Genomic DNA, 17,302 nt, shown 5'->3' with positions numbered 1-17,302 from the left:
GGGGCGGGGGTCACGTGGCTGTGCGTGGCCGTGCGCGGGCTGGCGCGGGCGGCGGTGGACGTGGAAGCGGCGCTGGCCTCCGGGAACCTGGCGGCGGCCCGGGCGCGCGTGGGGCGCATCGTCGGGCGCGACACCGACCGCATGGACGAGGACGAGGTGGTGCGTGCCGCGGTGGAGACGGTGGCCGAGAACACCACCGACGCCGTCATGGCTCCGCTCGTCTTCGCCCTGCTCGGCGGTGCGCCCTTGGCGGCCATGTACCGGGCCGTCAACACCCTCGACGCCATGGTCGGCTACCGCGACGCGCGGTACCGCCACCTGGGATGGTGGTCGGCGCGCATGGACGACGGCTGGAACTGGGTGCCGGCGCGTCTTACCGGCCTCCTGATGGTCGCTGTGGCCGCCTGCGTCCCCGGGTGGTCGGCGCGGCGGGCGTGGAGGGCGTGGCAGCGTGACGCAGCCAAGCACCCCAGCCCCAACGGCGGCATTCCGGAGAGCGTCGTGGCCGGCGCCTTCGGCATCCAGCTCGGCGGGCGTAACTGGTACCGCGGCGTGCCAAGTGATCGGCCCCTCTTGGGCGAGGCGTTGCGGGCGCGCACGGCGGACGACATCCGGCGCAGCGTGGTCATGCTCTACGCCACGACGGCGGCTTTTGTCCTGCTGACGGCAGCGCTGGGCGCGGTTGCCCTTGGGACGATGCGCTTCGCCGGTGGCTAGCGGTCCACGCCGCACCGGACGCAAGCGGTGTGAAGAAGACGGACAAGGGAGAAACGTGGCGCAGAAAGCGGGGGGATGCTGGTGCAGGAGACGGCCCGTGCAGGAGAAGAACAGGAGCGTGGGGTTGCGGACGAGTCGGCCGACGCCCTGGAGCGCTACGGCCACGGCGGGGATTGGGTGACGGCCCGACAGCGCTTCGGGTGGCGCGACGACGGGAAGGTGCTTGACTTTTCCGCCAATCTTAACCCCCTCGGGCCGCCGCCATCGGTGAAGGCGGTTCTCGCTGACGCCCTCCGGTGGGTGACGCGCTATCCCGATCCGGCCTGCCGCGCGTTGCGCGCACGCCTGGCCCGGCGGTATGGCCTGGATGCGGAGCACGTCCTCGTGACCAGCGGCGGCGCCGAGGGGATCGACCTCGTCGTGGCAGCCGCCGCCCCCCGCCGGGTGGGCGTCATCGCCCCGTCGTTCGGGGAATACGAAGAAGCGGCCCGCAAGCGGGGCATTCCCGTGACGGTCCTCATCGCCCGGCCCGAGGACGGCTTTGTGCCCGACCCCTCCGCGGTGGTGGACGGATTCCGGGAGGCGGACCTGGTCTTTTTCGGCCAGCCGAACAATCCGACGGGCCATCTCTACCCGCCGGTCTGGCTGCGCGACGTGCTGGAAGCCCTCTGGCGGCGCGGGGCGGTGACGGCGGTGGACGAAGCGTTCCTCGATTTTGTGCCCGACGAGGACGAGCGGACGCTCCTTTCCCATGTGGCCGACGACCGGCCCCTCGTCGTCCTGCGCTCGTTTACCAAGATGTTCGCCATTCCGGGGCTGCGCCTGGGGTTTGTCGCCGGGCCGCGGCCGCTCATTGCACGCATGGCGGCGCTGCAGGTGCCGTGGAGCGTCGGCGGCCTGGCCCAGGCCGTCGGCGAAGCGCTGGTGGAGGAAGAGGCCTTTGTCGTCGAAACGCGCCGGTGGCTGGCGCAGACGCGGGCAAAGCTGGCCGCAGACCTGGGGGGCGTGCCCGGGGTGACGGTGTTCCCGAGCGCCGCCAATTACCTACTTTTTCGCCTCGACCTTCCCGGCGCGACGGTGCGCGACCTGCAGGAGGCCCTCGGCCGGAAGGGGATCCTGATCCGCTCGGGCCACACCTTTCGCGGGCTGTCAGCGGCCTGGGGGCGCGTCGCCGTGCGCACGGAAGGGGAGAACGACGTGCTGGTGGAGGCGATCCGGGCATGGGCGGCCGAGCGGTGACGCTGGTGTTCCTCCGCCACGGGGAAGCCGTTGGCAACGCCGAGGGGCGCTACCTCGGCCATCTCGACGTTCCCCTCACGGAGCGGGGGCGCCGGCAGGCCGAGGAAGCGGGACGCGCGCTGGCGGCGGTGCCCGTGGCCGCCGTGTACGCAAGCGACCTCGCGCGGGCGACGGAGACGGCGCGCCGAGTGGTGGCCCTGCGGAAGGACGCGCCGCCGCTGCGGGTGACGGCGGCGCTGCGCGAGCTGGCCTTCGGCGCGTGGGAGGGGAAGACCTATGCTGAGGTGGCCGCGTCCGACCCGGCGCATCTGGCCCGGTGGTATGCCGATCCGCTGGCCGTCGCCCCGCCAGGCGGCGAGCGGCTTGTCGACCTCCTGGCGCGCCTCGGCCTGTTCCTTGCCTACGTGCAGCACCGTCACGCCGGGCAGACGGTGCTGGTGGTCACCCACGGCGGGTGCCTTCGTGCCCTGCGCGCCTTCTGGGGACGGCCGCAGCCCATGGCCTCCGGGGTCCCGGAAGCCTTTTGGGCGGCGGGCGTGGCGCCCGGCGCGTGGACGGTGTGGCCCATCGGGATGAGGGAGGGAAGTGCGTATGGCGCTGGCCAAAACGCTCATGGTGCAAGGGACGGCGTCGGACGTGGGGAAAAGCGTCCTCGTGACGGCGCTGTGCCGCCTGTTTGCCCGTAAAGGCCTCCGCGTGGCCCCGTTCAAGGCGCAGAACATGGCCCTCAACGCCTACGTCACCGCGGACGGCCTGGAGATCGGCCGCGCCCAGGGCGTGCAGGCCGAGGCGGCGGGGGTTCCGGCCTGTGTCGAGATGAACCCCATCTTGATCAAGCCGACGGGGGAGCAGACGGCGCAGGTGGTGCTCCTCGGTCGCCCGCTGGGCAACTTCTCGGCGCGGGCCTATCGGGCCGAACTTCACGAGCGGGCCTGGGCGGCGATCACCGCCTCCCTCCGCCGGTTGCGCGAGGCCTTTGATCTGGTCATCATCGAGGGGGCGGGGAGCCCGGCGGAGGTTAACCTGAAGGACCGCGACCTCGTGAACATGCGCGTGGCCGAGCATGCCGACGCGCCGGTGCTTTTGGTGGGCGACATCGACCGCGGCGGGGTGTTTGCCGCCTTTGTCGGCACGCTGGCCTGCCTGACCGCCGAGGAGGCGCGCCGCGTGGCCGGGTTTGTCGTCAACAAGTTTCGTGGCGACAAAACGCTGCTCGAGCCGGGGTTGCGCTGGCTGGAGGCGCGAACGGGCAAGCCGGTCTTCGGCGTGCTGCCCTACCTCTCCGACCTGGCCATCGACGCGGAAGATTCCGTCGTCTTAGAGCGGCGCGTGGGCGGCGGGCCGCCGTGGCCAGCGAGCCGCCGCGACTTCCTCGACATCGTCGTGCTCGTCTACCCGCGCACGGCCAACTTCACCGATCTCGATGCGCTGGAGGCGGAGCCCGACTGCCGGGTGCGCTACGTGTCCCGCCCCGCGGCCCTGGGTGATCCCGATCTCGTCATCCTGCCGGGGTCGAAAAACACCGCCGAGGACCTGGCCTACCTTGTCGACACCGGCTTGGCCGAGGCGCTCCGCGCATGGTTTGGCCGCGGCGCGGGAACGCTTGTCGGCCTGTGCGGGGGCTTTCAGATGCTCGGGTTGCGCATTGCCGACCCGCACGGCGTCGAGTCGGCGCGGGGGGCGGTGGCCGGCCTGGGGTGGCTTCCCGTGGAAACGGAGCTGACCCCGCACAAGCGTACGGTGCGCACCACGGCGGTCATCACCCTCCCGCTGCCGGGCTGGCAGGATCTCGACGGGCAGCGCGTTTCCGGGTACGAGATCCGCATGGGCGTCACCCGGAAGGCGGGCCCCTGCCACGCCTTTCTGCGCCCGGACGGCGCGGTGGCTTCCGGCGAAGAGACGGGGCTCTTGGGGGCCGTGTCGCGCGACGGCCGGGTGTGGGGCACGTACATCCACGACCTGTTCCACAACGACCGCTTCCGCCGCCGCTTTCTTAACGGCTTGCGCGTCCAAAAGGGTCTGCCGCCGGTGGAAACGGGCGTCTCCATAGCCCGCCGCAAGGAAGAAGCCTTTGACCGGCTGGCGGATGCCGTGGCTGAACACCTCGACCTCTCCCGCATCGGCCGCCTCGTAGGCGTGTCCTTGTAGCCTGCTTCGGCGGTGGTTAGGCGCCGTTTTCACCCGCCAGCGGGTGCGACGGCCGGGCGGCCACCGCGCGGGCGGCGCGGTACAGCTCCTGCAGGAGGTCGACGCGAAACTGCTCGTTCAGGGCCGCCGCCTTGACGAACATCTGCCCCTTCTCGGTTGACACGTACCGCGGCGGCAACGCGTTGAGCAAGAGGGCAAGCACATCGTTGCGGCACGTGGCGCAGGAACACGGCATGCCCAGATGGTCCCAGTGGCGGTCGAGAATCTCCTTCGCGAGGATTTCCATCATGTTGAAAACGGTCACGCGATTTCCCTCCGCGCGGATGTTCTGGTTCTGTGGGGTTCCGAGGATACCGTACCAAAAGAATGGCGCAGGTTTCCAGTCTTCTTCTCTGTTGTGTTGGGACGGGCGCGGCGGCCAGGGGCGGGGTCTCCCCCTGGTTGTCGCGCCCTGTGCTTTGGTATGATGGAAAGGACAGGATTGCGAACGGAGGGCGGGTTGTTGGAACGGAACACGGCAGAGCGCAACCTGTGGGCGCTGGCGCACGCGTTGGTAAAGGAAGCGCACTACACGCTTGTGAACGATCCCGAAAACGGGACCGCTCCGTTTGGCGCAGAGGAGGACGCTGCCGGGACCCCGGGGCTCCTGCTTGCGCGCGAACGCGGCCGGACCGTGCAGGTGATTCGGCTGGCCGCGGTCCCGTCTGATGCGCACCGCCTGGCGCAGGATGTGGACGCGTTTCGCTTGGCCGCCGACCGGTTGCGCCGCGAGTGGGACCGCTCGCGGCTCGAGGGGCTCCTGTTGTACTTGGCTCCCGACGGCGTCGACGCGCCACTCGCTCGTGCGGTGGAGGCGGAGAATGAAAAGGAACCGGTACCGGACCTCGAGATCGCCTGCGACCTTCTCGACGGGCAAACGGGGGCGTGGATCGCCCCGCGCCCTGCCCTGCGCCGGTTGGGCCTTAAGCCCGAATGGCTCGCGGAGATGGCCCGTTCGCCCCTGCAGCCGCCCGATGCCTACCGGGCGGCCATCCGGACCATCGAGGCGGAGCGCGAGCGGGAACTGCGCCAGACCTTTGGCTACGGCCGGCCGTTTTTTGTTTCCCTCTTTGCCGTGCTCAACATTGCGCTGTTTGCGGGCATGGAAATTGCCGGGAGCAGCACCGACGCGGAGACGCTGATCCGCTTCGGAGCCAAGGAGAACGGGCGCATCCTGCAGGGCGAAGGGTGGCGCCTGATAACGGCGATGTTCCTGCACGTGGGCCTGATCCATTTGCTCGTGAACACCGTCGCCCTCCTCTTCGTCGGGGGCGCGGTCGAGCGCATCTTTGGGCGCTGGCGGTTTTTCGCCGTGTATGTGGCGGCGGGCGTTGCCGGAACGGCGGCGAGTTTTGCGTTTACGCCCGCGCTGTCTGCCGGCGCGTCGGGGGCCATTTTTGGCCTCATGGGGGCGCTGCTCTACTTTGGTACCCGCCGAAGGCGCCTCTTTGTGCGCACCATGGGCCGCGACCTCCTTTTCTATTTGCTTCTCAACCTCCTCCTCGGCTTGGTGTTGCCGTCGGTTGACCACTACGGGCACCTGGGCGGCCTTCTCGGGGGATTCTTGGCCGCCGGAGCGGTGGGGTTGCCGGGCGAGAGGCGGCTTTCCGCGCGGCTGGGGTTTGCTCTGGCGTGGGGAATGCTGGTGGTGGGCGCGCTGCGCCTCGGCGGCTTGTAGCGGCCCCTATTCGCGCTGTTCAGCGGTGGCCGGATGGCGTACAATGAAAGGCAAGGCAGGACGCTCGACGACCGGGCCGGCGGGATCGGAGGGTAGGGGAATAGGGGCGTGCTGCCCGAGGCAGGCTATGAGGAGGCGCTTGGCCAGCTGCGTGCGCAAAGGAGCGAAGGCGATGAAACGACGATGGCTTGCAGGGGCGCTGACCCTTTTCCTGTTGCTGGCCACCATGCCGGTGTATCATGCGGCGGACCGCGTGGCCGACGGGGCGGCGCGCGTTCAGGAAATTCTGGATCTCCTGTCGCGCCACCACGTCAGCGGCGTGTCGGTGAAGGCCCTGGAGGACGGCGCCATCCGCGGCATGCTGGCGGTGTTGAAGGATCCGTACACGCAATACTTCACCGATGAAGAGTGGGAACGCTTCCGCCAGGCCGTGGAGAACGAGTTTGTGGGCATCGGCATTACCGTTCGGCAGGAAGGCGCGCGGTTTTTCGTCGAGCGGGTCGTGCCCCAATCGCCGGCGGCAGCAGGGGGGCTGGAAGCGGGCGACGAGATTGTCGCCGTTGACGGAAAGGCGGCGTCCGCCCTTTCATTCGAAGAGTTCCTTGCCCGCGTTCGCGGTCCGGAGGGCACGGCGGTGACGCTCACGTTGCGGCGCGGGGGGAGGCTCTTGGCCCCGGTCACCCTGACCCGTAAGCGGATTCACCTGCCGGACGTTGAATTTACGCGGATGGAGGGGAACATCGGGTACATCCGCCTCGCCACCTTTGGCACGCAAACGGGACAGGCGTTTGCCAATGCCCTGCGCCTCTTGAAGCAGCCGCCGGGCATGCGCGCCCTCATCCTCGACCTGCGGGGAAACGGGGGCGGCCTCCTCAAGACGGCGCGTCAGATCGCCGCGCAGTTTTTCCCGGAAGGCGTGCTCATGTACACGAAGAACCGGTATGGCCTGGAGGAAGCCGAATGGGTGCGCGGCGGGACCGCCATTGGCGTGCCGGTGATGGTTCTTGTCGACCAGGGCAGCGCCAGCGCGTCGGAGGTGCTGGCTGGGGCCCTTCGCGACAACCTGCCCCAGCACGTCAAGCTGATCGGCACGCGCACCTTTGGCAAGGGCAGCGTGCAGAACGTTGTGGAGTTGAAAAGCGGCGGCGTGCTCAAGGTGACGATTGAAGAGTACATGACCCCGAAAAAACGGCCAGTCAACCATGTAGGGCTTCAGCCCGACCGGGTGGCCACCGGTGCGCTGGCCCCGGTCGTTGCCGCCCTGCGGGAGGTGCAGGCCGACGCCATCCGCGTGGTCTTCACGCCGGAGCGTGCGACGGTCAACAACGCCCCCATCTTCGCCGGAAAGGATGGGCTGGCCGAAGGGGGACGCTGGTACGTGCGCGACGCGCTGCTGGCGGAATTGGTCGGCGGCCGGGCTTCGTGGGACGCCAAGCGCCGGGCGGTCACCCTCGCCAAGGGAGAGCGGCGGCTGGTGCTGCCGGCTGGCGACCAGCGGCTGCGGGATGCCGGCGGCCTCCTGTACGTGGAGGTGGCGGCGTTTGCGCGCGTCTTTCCGGAATTGCGCGTGGTAAAGGCGGACGGCCGCACCCTTGAGCTGCGCGTACAGCTGAACCGGTAGAACCAGGGGGGGAGAGGAAATGATCTTGCCGTATCGCGGCACGAGGCCCGCCATCCATCCCACGGTGTTTTTGGCCGCGGGCGTGGTGGTGACGGGCGACGTGACGATCGGGGAAGACAGCAGCGTGTGGTACAACACGGTGATCCGCGGGGACATCGCCCCGACGCGCATCGGCGCGCGGGTGAACATCCAGGACAACTGCACCCTGCATCAGAGCCCGGGCAAACCGCTGATCGTGGAAGACGACGTGACGGTCGGGCACAACGCCATCCTGCACAGCTGCATCATCCGTCGAGGGGCGCTCATCGGCATGGGGGCGATCGTCCTTGACGGGGCGGAAGTGGGGGAAGAGGCCATGGTCGGGGCCGGGTGTCTCGTCCCGCCCGGGATGAAGGTTCCCCCGCGCACGCTGGTGGTCGGTTCCCCTGCCCGGGTGCTGCGCGCGCTCGGCGAGGCCGATCTGCGAGAATTCGCCCGCATTCGCCAATCGTATCGGGAAAAGGCGCGGGAATACCGGGAGGCTGAGCGCCAGCTGCAGATCCGCGGCGCGGGCCGATAGAGGGAGGGCGCCGATGAACCGAAGGGCCATTCGGGTGGCCGTCACCCTTGTGCTGGTTGCCGTTGCCGTTGGCTGTTACGAGATGTTGGGCCCGCCCCTTCCGCATGGTGTACCCGGCTTGGAAGGAGACGAGCGGCCGGGAGAGGGGACGGCCACGCCGGGCGACGCCGGACCGGAAAACGAGGCGGCGGATCCGGCCGACCCGTGGTTGCGGCAACCGGTGCTGCACCGCCTGTTGCTGTCGCCTACTGGTGAGGTTCAGGATTCGGCCAAACGCCTGGCCGCGCTGCTCAACCTCACGGCCGAGGAATGGGGCCATCTTGTGGAAGTGGCCCGTTACGAACAGGAAGCGTTGCTCAAGGTCGAGCGCTATCGGCAGGAACGTACCGCGACGCTCGCCGTGGACAATGCAGCGGCACAAGACGTTCTCTTGCAAGTGAAGCGCGATGAACAGCGCGTGTTGAAACACGTGGACCGACTGGTGCGCAAGCTGCTCGGCGGGGAGCGCTACGCGCAGTTTCGCGAATGGGTGCGGACGACGTGGACGCCGACCCGAGGGCCGGCGGAAGGATTGTCCAACGGCTAGCGCGAATCAGAAGGAAGAGAGCCTGTGGGCCGTCAAGGGGGGGAGAGCCGATGGACGCGAAACTTCGCATTGCCGTCGTGCAGATGGACATTGCCTTTGGCGCGCCGCGGACGAACCGCGACAAAGTGGCCCAACGGATCGAACAGGCCATGCCGCACCACCCGGATGTGGTGGTGTTCCCGGAATTGTGGGACACGGCGTATGATCTGGATCGGCTGGAGCAGCTTGCGGATTGGGAAGGAGAGGAGACCAAGGCGTTCTTGTCGGCCGTCGCGCGCGATGCGGGCGTGGCCATCGTGGCCGGCTCCATCGCCGAAAAGCGGTCCGACGGAATCTACAACACGTCGTTTGTCTTTTCCAAAAAGGGCGACGTGATCGCCACGTATCGGAAAGCGCACCTGTTTCGCCCGATGGAGGAACACCGCCATTTCCAGGCCGGCGATGCGTGCGCCGTCTACCGCATCGACGACGTGCCGTGCGCGACGGTGATCTGCTATGACGTGCGCTTTCCCGAATGGGTGCGCACCGCCGCCCTTGCCGGCGCACAGGTGCTGTTCGTTCCCGCGCAGTGGCCGCATCCCCGCCTGAATCACTGGCGCCAGCTCCTCATCGCCCGGGCTATTGAAAACCAACTCTATGTCGTCGGTTGCAATCGCGTCGGAACGGCCAAGGGAACGTCCTTTTGCGGCCATTCCATGGTCGTCGACCCGTGGGGGGAGATTGTCTGCGAGGCGCTGCAGCGGGAAGAGATCCTGATCGCCGACGTCCACCTGGACCGCGTGGCCAAGGCGCGCCATGCGATTCCGGTCTTTTCCGATCGGCGGCCCGATCTCTACGCGCGGTAGCGGCGGGAACACGCCGTGCCGGGTGGCGACGCATCCGGCTGCCCAGCCTTTCAGAGCGGTGCGGCGGAATCGGGCCGTTGCCCCGTCGCCTTCGCTCAAGCACCACAATACCGTAACGGTAGGAGAGGTTCGAGCGAGGGAGGCGGTGTCGGTGCTGGATCCACATGACGAGCACGGCAGGCCCTTCGGTCGGAGCACCCGGCATCTGTCGATGGCGGAACGGTTTTCCCAACTGCGCCATCTGTTCGAAGCGCTCGAAGGCATGGTGCGCATGATGGACCAGGCCGATCGCAGCGCAAAAGCCCTGCTCCGCCATTACCGGCGAAAGAAAGAGCAGGACACGCCCCCCAAGCGGTAAGCGCAAGGAAAGGGCGTCCAAACAGCCGGAAGGTGGACAGGCGCTCTCCAGCAAAACGCTCCCGGCGGATTGAGCCAAGGCCGGGAGCGTTTGGGTTACCGGGTCGGCAGAGAGGCCGCGTCGGCGAGCGGCGCGCCGGTTCGCGTGGTGAAATCCACGTCGGGATAGTAGCTTTGGGCTACCAGGAGATTGGGGCCGCAACACCGGGACTGGGGACAGAAGCAGCGATATCGGCGGCCTGCCGGGTGTTCCTGCCAGCGGGCAAAGGCCTCGACGAGGGAATCGGTCCGGATGTTCCCCAAGGGCCCGACGTCGCCAAAATCGGTGACGATGATGTCGCCGGTGAAAATGCTCACGTTGAGGCGGTTGCGGCCGTCGGGATCGTTGCGCACCGTGACATTCGGCGTTTCATGAAGGCGGCGGATCAGGGCCAGGTCATCCGGATTGTCGCTGCAGGCGAAGAAAGGCAGGGTGCCGAAGAGGATCCACACCGACGGCACCCGCTCGTCGAGAAGGCGGTGGATGGCCGCACGCAGCTCGTCGAGGGAGAGGAGGCGCATCGTGCGGGCAAAGTCGACCGGGTAAAGGGGATGGACCTCGTGCCGCCGGCATCCCAACTCGGCGATCAATCGGTGGATGGCGCCGATCTTGTGCGCCGTGCGTTCGGTCAGGATCGTTTCCGCGGAGACGAAGACCCCCCGCTGAGCAAAATCGCGTATGTTGGAAACCAGCTGCTCGTACAGCTTCCGCCCGTGGGCCGGGCTGACCGTGTGGCCGGCCTTGTCAAAGGCGATGGCGACAAAGTCGTCGGCCGAGGTGTAGTTAAAGGAAATGTGCAGCACGTCGAGGTACGGGAGGATCGGCTCGTAGACGGCCGGATCCAGGGTCAAATTCGTGTTGATCTGCGTGCGCAGCCCGCGCTGGCGGGCATAGCGCAGGAGCGGGACGACGTAGTCCTCGACGGTTGCGCGGTGCAGCAGGGGTTCTCCGCCGGTGATGGACAGCGTGGTGAGCGTCGGGACTTCATCGAGGCGACGCAAGAGCAGGTCGAGCGGCAGCGCCTGCGCTTGGCGTGTCGTCAAGGTGTCGCCGACGGCGCAATGTTCGCAACGAAGGTTACATAATGTTGTTACGGTAAACTCTACGCTGGTGAGACGGTACTCGCCCTCGGCGAGCCGTGTATCAAAGGGGTCCCACGGATCGTAGGCCGGGGACAGCGGTCGCAAGCCTTGCGCGTTCATGCCGGTTCCCCCTATCGGTTTCGGTTGCCACCCTCGATTATAGCAGGCGAGCCGAAGCTGCACACCCCGTCACGCGTTCGCTTTACAATCCCCCGGGAGATTGGTAGGCTGAAAGGGGTTTGGCGTTCAGGCTGAGGTTGAATCAGGAGTGATGGACGTGTACGCGCGATCGGTGGTGTTGGTCTTTCTCGGGGCGTGCAGCTACGGCGTGCTCTCCACCTTTGTCAAACTGGCCTACGCCGACGGTTACGACACGGGGCACGTGACGGGAAGCCAGATGCTGTTTGGCATGTTGATGCTCTGGGCCTTGGCGTGGCCGTTTCGCCGCCAGTGGGTGCGCCTTTCGTGGCGCGAGGTGATGAAAATCGCCGCCGCCGGTTCGCTGGTGGGCATCACAGGGATTTTCTATTACGCTTCGCTCCGCTACATTCCCGCCTCCATCGCCATTGTGCTGCTGTTCCAATTCACGTGGATTGGGGTGCTGCTTGAGGCCCTGACGACGCGCAAGGCGCCCCCGGCGATGAAAGGGGTGTCCGTGGCCGTGTTGCTCGCGGGGACGGTGCTGGCCAGCGGCCTGCTCGAAGGCAATCTGGACCGCTTGCCGCTTCTCGGCCTCGGCCTCGGTTTTTTGTCCGCCGTCTCCTACGCCTTGTTTATCTACCTCAGCGGACGCGTGGCGCCGACGGTGTCGCCGTGGCTGCGCAGCCCGATCATGATTACCGGCTCCTTTGTCGCCACCCTCCTCGTGTATCCTCCTGTCTTCCTGGTTGACGGCAGCTTGGCGGAGCGTTTGGCGCTGTGGGGATTTTTGCTGGCTTTGTTCGGCGCCGTGCTGCCGACGCTCTTTTTTACCTACGGCGTCCCCCACATCGGCCCCGGCCTGGCGTCCATCTTGGGTTCCGCCGAATTGCCCACGGCGGTGCTCATGTCCCGCTTCGTGCTCGGCGAGGCGGTTTCCCTTTGGCAGTGGTTGGGTGTCGCGTTGATCCTGTTTGGTATCGGTGTGGCCGAGCTGAAACCGCCCCGCTGGCTGCGCACACGAAGCCCTATGCCCGCGTCGGGGCGCGACCGGAAGTAGAGGTGCCCACGTAAAAAACCACCGCGTACTCGCCGGCAAGCGCCCTTCCACACGGCACAGCGCCGTGGGAGGGCGCTTGCTTTTGTTGAGGCTGCCAGCGAGGAAGGGGTCACACCACTTCCATCACGGCGATGCCTTTGATGGGGTTGTCGCGGTTGCGGCCGTCTCCGTAATAGAGGTGAACCGGACCCTCGTCGCGAATCGGCTTGCCGTCCTTGGCGAACTGGAGAATGGCCCCCTTGGCCTCCTCCATGGACAGGGCAACGCGTTCGCCGTTTTCCAGGTGACAGATCACGGCGGTGGCGTCGGGGTCAGGGCCGGCGTTTTGCAGGAAGGGGGCCAGTGGCATTCCCCAATCGCCTTCCAGCGCCTGTTTGGCCGCGTGCAGGGCTTCACTCTTGGCGGTCGGCACCGCGCCGTCGCGCAAGGCGGCGACCCACCGTTCGGCGGCCGTCAGCGCTTCCGCGTCCCGGCGTGCCGCCTTTTCTTCGGTTTCACGTGCCGGATCAAAGGCCTGGGCCATTGGCACTTTTCGGTCGTCGAAAATCCACACGGTGGGGTCGAGGGTGATGGTGTAGCGCACCTTTCCTTTGATGACGATGACGTCCGCCATCGGGGGCGCAACCTCCTTTCCCGTTGTTCGTCGTGCTCCCATTATAGCACGGCCGGGCGGACACGCGCGGATCGCCGGCATAGCGTCGGCGCGGGGGGCGGCACACTACAAGCGAAAAGGAGGTGTCGCAAACCATGGGTTCCGATAGCGGGCGCGGGGAAATGAGCCCCGACGCGCTGGAGCGCCTCTTGCGCGAACGGGTCGACGCCCACCGGGCCGTGGCCCGAAAGGGGAAGCTGGCCACCTACATCCCGGCGTTGGGCGATGCCGATCCGCTGCACTTGGGTGTGGCCGTGTGCCTGGCCGATGGGCGCATCGTGGCGGCGGGGGACGCCGACGTACCCTTTACGTTGCAGAGCGTGTCCAAGGTGCCTGCCTTACTCCTCGCCCTCATGGACCGCGGGCCGGATACGGTGTTTCAGCATGTCGGCATGGAGCCGACGAGTGAACCCTTTGACAGCATCCTCAAGCTGGAGCTGCGCGATCCGGCCAAGCCGCTCAACCCGATGATCAACGCGGGAGCCATTGCCGTTACGTGGCTCGTTGCGGGTGAGACCGCTGAAGCGCGCATCGCCCGGCTGCTGTCCTTTGTCCGCCGGCTGTGTGGCAACGACGCGGTGGCGATCAATGAGCGGGTGTATCGCTCGGAGTGGGAGACCGGTGACCGGAACCGGGCGCTGGCGTATTTCATGCGCGCCATAGGCGCGTTGCCTCGGGAAGCCGACGTGGAGGAGGTGCTGGCCGTCTATTTTCAGCAGTGCGCCATCGAGGTGACATGCGCCGATCTGGCCCGCATGGGGGCGGTGTTGGCCTTTGACGGCGTGGCCCCGTGGTCGGGTGAGCAACTGGTGCCGCGGGAGGTGGTGCGCATTGCCCGCGCGCTGATGGTGACGTGCGGGCTTTATAACGAATCGGGACGCTTTGCCGTGCAGGCGGGCATTCCCGCCAAAAGCGGCGTCTCCGGCGCCGTGCTGGCCGCGGTTCCGAAGCGCGTGGGCCTGGGTGTGTATGGGCCCGCCTTAGATGACAAGGGGAACAGTGTCGCCGGCCTTTCGCTGCTGACCGATCTGGCAGGGGTCCTGCGCCTCTCCCTCTTCTAGTCCGCAGGGGGCGGTTATGATACAATAGCGGTGAACGAACCGTTGGATCGGAGGGATGGTCTTGTCCACCAACATCGCCACCGAAGTCAGTCAAAAAGCCCTCAAATTGCTCCAGGCTGACGCGGAAAAAATCAGCAAGTTGATCGAGGTGCAAATGGAAAACTTGACCACGCCCCAATGCCCGCTCTACGAAGAGGTCCTGGACACGCAGATGTTTGGGTTCTCGCGGGAAATCGATTTTGCGGTCCGCTTGGGGCTGATCGACGAGGCGACGGGCAAACAACTGCTCGATGAATTGGAGCAAAAACTGACCAAGATCCATGAGGCCTACAACCAACGGCGGTAGCCAAAGGGACAAAGGGTGAGGATCCCTCTGATGAGGCCCGCTGCCGGTGACCCATAGGGTCTTTTTGTCTTTTCCCAGGGTGTGCATAAAACACCTCCCCCGGTCGGAACACTATGGACGACCAAGTCCCGACCGGGAGGAATGGCGATGGCAAAACGATGGCAGCTTCTTTTCGCGCTGCTTGTTGCCCTCTTGGCCTCGACCACCCTGCCGCCCATGACGGAGAGGGCGGTTGCATTCGGCCAGCAGACGCTGTGGATGGGCATGCGCGGTGGCGATGTCTACGAATTGCAAGGCCGTCTCAAACTGTTGGGACTCTATACGGGACCGATTCACGGCCACTTCGACCGTCGGACGTACCTGGCTGTGCGTCAGTTTCAATACCGATGGGGCTTGCGGGTTGATGGCGTGGTCGGGCCACGCACCAAGTTGAAGCTGTGGCAGGCCACGAAACACTGGTATCCCGGATTGGAAAAGCGCGCCGGCAAACCGACCATCCCGATTCTGAAAATGGGATCACGGGGACCGCGGGTGCGCGAGATGCAGGCGCGCCTGAAGTTTCTCGGCTACGATCCCGGGCCCATCGACGGGCGCTACGGCTGGCGCACGCTGCGGGCGGTGCGGACGTTCCAAGCCCGCTTTGGCCTTCCCGTCGACGGCATTGCCGGGGTGCGCACCCAGGGCAAACTGTGGGCGGCCACCAAGCACTGGCGGTGGGGAATGGAGGCCCGCGTCGCGCCGCAGCAGCCTGCTCCTCCGCGCCAGGTGGCGCCTTCTGCGCCTCCGCGCGTTGCGACGCCGGCCCGTCCACCGGTGCGTCGCCCTGTGCAAACGCCAGGGTTCCGGGGCTTTTCCGCCCGCGACATCGAATTGATGGCCCGCGCGGTCCACGCCGAGGCGCGTGGTGAACCGTACGTGGGGAAGGTGGCGGTGGCCGCGGTGATCTTAAACCGCCTGGAAAGCGGGGCCTTTCCCAACACGCCGGCCGGTGTGATCTTCGAGCCGCTCGCCTTTGAGGCCGTCAGCGACGGGCAAATTTGGCTCACGCCCGACCGGTCGGCGCGGCGAGCCGTCATCGACGCGTTGAACGGTTGGGATCCCACCGGCGGCGCCCTCTACTACTTCAATCCCGACCGTTCCACCTCCAAGTGGATTTGGAGCCGACCGCAAATCAAACGCATCGGCAAGCACATCTTCACCAAATGATCCCCACTCGAACCGTCCGCCGTTTCTTCCTCGCGGTATGGGCGAGGAAAAACCCTGAACCGTTTGGCCCCGACATCGGGGCCTTTCCTTTTTTTCTCGACGGGCGTAAGGGCGGAACGCGGCAAACTAAGGGGGCAGACCTCGAGCACAAGTTTGGGCGAGGTGGAGAAGGCGATGCCGGTTTGCGAGGAGGGATTGCGGTGACGCGCAGGCTTTGGTGGTTGGCGATGGTCCTGGCGGTGGCCCTTTTGCCCAGCGTGCGCTTGGCACAGCCGCCGGCGCATGACGAGAATGCCCGGATGCGTGCACCCGCGCCGACCGCGGACCCCCGCCTGCAGGCGCGCGGCCAGCCCAACGCGCTGCATTACCGCGAAGGCGAAGTGGTGATCCGGTTTGCCCGCCACCCGGACGAGCAGACGATGCGCCGGTGGCTGGATACGGTGGATGCCGTGCATGTTCGCCACAACCATCTCGTCTGCATCGTGCGTTCGCGCACCAAGAGCACCGAGGAACTGATTCGCTTCTTCAGCGACAAAGGGGTGACTTACGTCGAACCCAACTACGTCTTTCAAACCCACACGATTCGCGAAGGCGACGCCAAAGGGCCGCCGTCGAATCGGCCGGACACCCGTGCACGCAAACGGGTGCCCAACGACGAATTTTACCGTCCCTACCAGTGGAACCTGCAGCTCATCGGCAGTGAGCGCGGATGGCGAATTTCAACGGGCGAACCGACGGTCATCGTCGCCGTCGTTGACACCGGCGTCGATCTCGATCACCCGGACTTGCGCGGGCAACTGGTTCCGGGACGCAACATTTTGAACCCGGGCGCCCCCCCGCAAGACGATCAAGGGCACGGCACCCACGTGGCCGGAATTATCGCCGCGCGGACGAACAACCACCGCGGTGTGGCCGGTGTGACATGGCAGTGCCGCATCATGCCGGTCAAGGTCTTGGATGCCAATGGGGCCGGCAACCTGTTTGATGTCGGCGACGGCATCATCTGGGCCACGGACAACGGGGCAAAGGTGATCAACCTGAGTTTGGGAAACTACGTGGAGTCCCGGTACCTGCGCGATGCCGTGCGGTACGCCTTTGAACGGGATGTGGTTCTCGTTGCCGCCTCCGGCAACGACGCGTTGCCGGACTCGGGCTTCCCGGCCTCCTATCCGGAGGTGCTGGCCGTTTCCGCCCTGCGGCCCGACCGGCAGTTGGCCTCCTATTCCAATTACGGCTCGTCGATCGACCTGACCGCCCCGGGAGACGACATCGCCAGCACCTTCCCGAACAACCAATACGCCGCCCTGTCGGGGACGTCGATGGCCAGCCCCCATGTGGCCGGTGTGGCCGCGCTGGTTCGTTCGGTTAACCCCACCCTGAGCAACCGGGAAGTGATGGCCCTCTTGATCCGCACGTCCCGGGACCTCGGACGTCCGGGGTGGGATCCGCTGTACGGACATGGACAGGTGGATGTGGCCGCCGCGCTGCGGGAAGCCGCAGTCACGTACGAACGGCGAGTGGACACGGTTGCGCAGCGCCTGGCGCAATTGTTGCGCCGCCTGGGCCTGACCGATTCGGCACAGGGCCGGGGCTTGACCGGAAACGAGCTGACCGCGTTGCTGAGCCACGTGTTTGGCCATCGCGGCGCGGATCTGGCTCGCGAGCTGCGCCAGCGACGGCACGTGACCCTCGGCGAATTCGATCGCCTGTTGGAAGCGTTCGAGCGCGATGCCGGGCGCGGATCGCGGCCGGCCGGCTTTCTCGCTCCTCCTCTTTCGCCGGAGAAGGCCCGAAGCCCCCTGACCCTCCGCGCCGCCGTGGTGCGCATGGTCGAACGCGGGTGGCGTCTCGTCCCACAGCAAATTCCAGACGTAAAAGTGGAGCGGAGCGCTCATATTAGGGGTGGACAAACGGAGAGGAGGTGAAAC

General features: G+C 66.6%; 18 protein-coding genes. 15 read left to right on the top strand and 3 right to left on the bottom strand.

What is annotated here, in order from left to right; all coding sequences use genetic code 11:
- The 4 genes from cbiB to IEX61_RS06510 all read left to right on the top strand — a co-directional run.
- A partial coding sequence (gene cbiB, locus IEX61_RS06525) for an adenosylcobinamide-phosphate synthase CbiB (RefSeq protein WP_188817225.1) occupies positions 1-717 on the top strand: 717 nt, incomplete at its 5' end.
- A 75-nt stretch (positions 718-792) separates the two neighbouring features.
- Entirely contained in the window at positions 793-1,956 is a 1,164-nt protein-coding gene (gene cobD, locus IEX61_RS06520) for a threonine-phosphate decarboxylase CobD (protein WP_188817222.1), read from the top strand.
- Positions 1,938-2,642 carry a histidine phosphatase family protein gene (locus IEX61_RS06515; RefSeq protein ID WP_188817219.1) on the top strand — a complete coding sequence of 235 codons (705 nt, stop codon included), beginning with the start codon at positions 1,938-1,940 and terminating at the stop codon, positions 2,640-2,642. The genes cobD and IEX61_RS06515 overlap by 19 nt, the downstream gene beginning before the upstream one ends.
- Positions 2,548-4,104: a cobyric acid synthase gene (locus IEX61_RS06510; protein ID WP_054672841.1), complete on the top strand. Its 1,557-nt coding sequence runs from the start codon at positions 2,548-2,550 to the stop codon at positions 4,102-4,104. Before IEX61_RS06515 ends, IEX61_RS06510 begins: the two co-directional genes overlap by 95 nt.
- A gap of 16 nt (positions 4,105-4,120) precedes the next feature.
- Here IEX61_RS06510 and IEX61_RS06505 read toward each other — a convergent pair whose 3' ends face one another.
- Entirely contained in the window at positions 4,121-4,408 is a 288-nt protein-coding gene (locus IEX61_RS06505; RefSeq protein WP_054672838.1) for a late competence development ComFB family protein, read from the bottom strand.
- A 198-nt stretch (positions 4,409-4,606) separates the two neighbouring features.
- Here IEX61_RS06505 and IEX61_RS06500 point away from each other — a divergent pair, with 198 nt between their 5' ends.
- From IEX61_RS06500 to IEX61_RS06475, 6 genes are all read left to right on the top strand, one after another.
- Positions 4,607-5,821: a rhomboid family intramembrane serine protease gene (locus IEX61_RS06500; protein WP_188817218.1), complete on the top strand. Its 1,215-nt coding sequence runs from the start codon at positions 4,607-4,609 to the stop codon at positions 5,819-5,821.
- A gap of 172 nt (positions 5,822-5,993) precedes the next feature.
- Complete coding sequence (locus tag IEX61_RS06495; RefSeq protein ID WP_188817216.1) at positions 5,994-7,442, top strand: S41 family peptidase; 1,449 nt, start codon at positions 5,994-5,996, stop codon at positions 7,440-7,442.
- Between the two features lie 19 nt (positions 7,443-7,461).
- A complete protein-coding gene (locus tag IEX61_RS06490) occupies positions 7,462-8,001 on the top strand; it encodes a gamma carbonic anhydrase (RefSeq protein ID WP_188817214.1) in 540 nt (179 codons plus the stop codon).
- A 13-nt stretch (positions 8,002-8,014) separates the two neighbouring features.
- Positions 8,015-8,587 (top strand): hypothetical protein, encoded by a 573-nt coding sequence (locus IEX61_RS06485; protein ID WP_188817212.1) that lies wholly within the window; start codon positions 8,015-8,017, stop codon positions 8,585-8,587.
- A 50-nt stretch (positions 8,588-8,637) separates the two neighbouring features.
- A complete protein-coding gene (locus IEX61_RS06480) occupies positions 8,638-9,432 on the top strand; it encodes a carbon-nitrogen family hydrolase (RefSeq protein WP_188817210.1) in 795 nt (264 codons plus the stop codon).
- A gap of 151 nt (positions 9,433-9,583) precedes the next feature.
- A complete protein-coding gene (locus tag IEX61_RS06475) occupies positions 9,584-9,790 on the top strand; it encodes a hypothetical protein (RefSeq protein WP_054670805.1) in 207 nt (68 codons plus the stop codon).
- A 95-nt stretch (positions 9,791-9,885) separates the two neighbouring features.
- Here IEX61_RS06475 and yfkAB read toward each other — a convergent pair whose 3' ends face one another.
- Positions 9,886-11,031, bottom strand: coding sequence for a radical SAM/CxCxxxxC motif protein YfkAB (yfkAB, locus tag IEX61_RS06470; protein ID WP_054670808.1), 1,146 nt, complete (start codon positions 11,029-11,031; stop codon positions 9,886-9,888).
- Positions 11,032-11,188: 157 nt separating this feature from the next.
- Between yfkAB and IEX61_RS06465 the strand changes: the two genes are divergently transcribed.
- On the top strand, positions 11,189-12,109 hold the full coding sequence (locus IEX61_RS06465; protein WP_229725748.1) for an EamA family transporter: 921 nt from the start codon (positions 11,189-11,191) through the stop codon (positions 12,107-12,109).
- 109 nt (positions 12,110-12,218) lie between these two features.
- Here the strand turns inward: IEX61_RS06465 and IEX61_RS06460 are convergent, their stop codons facing one another.
- A complete protein-coding gene (locus IEX61_RS06460; protein WP_054670817.1) occupies positions 12,219-12,722 on the bottom strand; it encodes a molybdopterin-binding protein in 504 nt (167 codons plus the stop codon).
- Positions 12,723-12,883: 161 nt separating this feature from the next.
- On the opposite strand from IEX61_RS06460, the gene glsA reads away from it, so the two are divergent.
- The 4 genes from glsA to IEX61_RS06440 all read left to right on the top strand — a co-directional run bounded on the left by glsA (position 12,884) and on the right by IEX61_RS06440 (position 17,299).
- Positions 12,884-13,822, top strand: coding sequence for a glutaminase A (gene glsA / locus IEX61_RS06455; protein ID WP_054670820.1), 939 nt, complete (start codon positions 12,884-12,886; stop codon positions 13,820-13,822).
- Between the two features lie 61 nt (positions 13,823-13,883).
- Entirely contained in the window at positions 13,884-14,168 is a 285-nt protein-coding gene (locus IEX61_RS06450) for an Fpa/YlaN family protein (RefSeq protein ID WP_054670823.1), read from the top strand.
- A 147-nt stretch (positions 14,169-14,315) separates the two neighbouring features.
- Complete coding sequence (sleB, locus tag IEX61_RS06445) at positions 14,316-15,374, top strand: spore cortex-lytic enzyme (protein WP_188817208.1); 1,059 nt, start codon at positions 14,316-14,318, stop codon at positions 15,372-15,374.
- A gap of 200 nt (positions 15,375-15,574) precedes the next feature.
- Complete coding sequence (locus IEX61_RS06440) at positions 15,575-17,299, top strand: S8 family peptidase (RefSeq protein ID WP_229725746.1); 1,725 nt, start codon at positions 15,575-15,577, stop codon at positions 17,297-17,299.
- Positions 17,300-17,302: the final 3 nt, after the last annotated feature.

Origin of the sequence: Calditerricola satsumensis (genome assembly GCF_014646935.1) — a bacterium.
Taxonomy (GTDB): domain Bacteria; phylum Bacillota; class Bacilli; order Calditerricolales; family Calditerricolaceae; genus Calditerricola; species Calditerricola satsumensis.
Note: the sequence above shows the minus strand (reverse complement) of the source record. Positions and strands in the feature narration are given on the sequence as shown.

Coding starts and splice junctions, on each gene's coding strand:
- IEX61_RS06510 (WP_054672841.1), top strand. CDS start 2,548: ATGGCGCTGGCCAAAACGCTCATGGTGCAAGGGACGGCGTCGGACGTG.
- glsA (WP_054670820.1), top strand. CDS start 12,884: ATGAGCCCCGACGCGCTGGAGCGCCTCTTGCGCGAACGGGTCGACGCC.
- yfkAB (WP_054670808.1), bottom strand. CDS start 11,031: ATGAACGCGCAAGGCTTGCGACCGCTGTCCCCGGCCTACGATCCGTGG.
- IEX61_RS06485 (WP_188817212.1), top strand. CDS start 8,015: ATGAACCGAAGGGCCATTCGGGTGGCCGTCACCCTTGTGCTGGTTGCC.
- IEX61_RS06480 (WP_188817210.1), top strand. CDS start 8,638: ATGGACGCGAAACTTCGCATTGCCGTCGTGCAGATGGACATTGCCTTT.
- IEX61_RS06490 (WP_188817214.1), top strand. CDS start 7,462: ATGATCTTGCCGTATCGCGGCACGAGGCCCGCCATCCATCCCACGGTG.
- IEX61_RS06495 (WP_188817216.1), top strand. CDS start 5,994: ATGAAACGACGATGGCTTGCAGGGGCGCTGACCCTTTTCCTGTTGCTG.
- cobD (WP_188817222.1), top strand. CDS start 793: ATGCTGGTGCAGGAGACGGCCCGTGCAGGAGAAGAACAGGAGCGTGGG.
- IEX61_RS06460 (WP_054670817.1), bottom strand. CDS start 12,722: ATGGCGGACGTCATCGTCATCAAAGGAAAGGTGCGCTACACCATCACC.
- sleB (WP_188817208.1), top strand. CDS start 14,316: ATGGCAAAACGATGGCAGCTTCTTTTCGCGCTGCTTGTTGCCCTCTTG.
- IEX61_RS06515 (WP_188817219.1), top strand. CDS start 1,938: ATGGGCGGCCGAGCGGTGACGCTGGTGTTCCTCCGCCACGGGGAAGCC.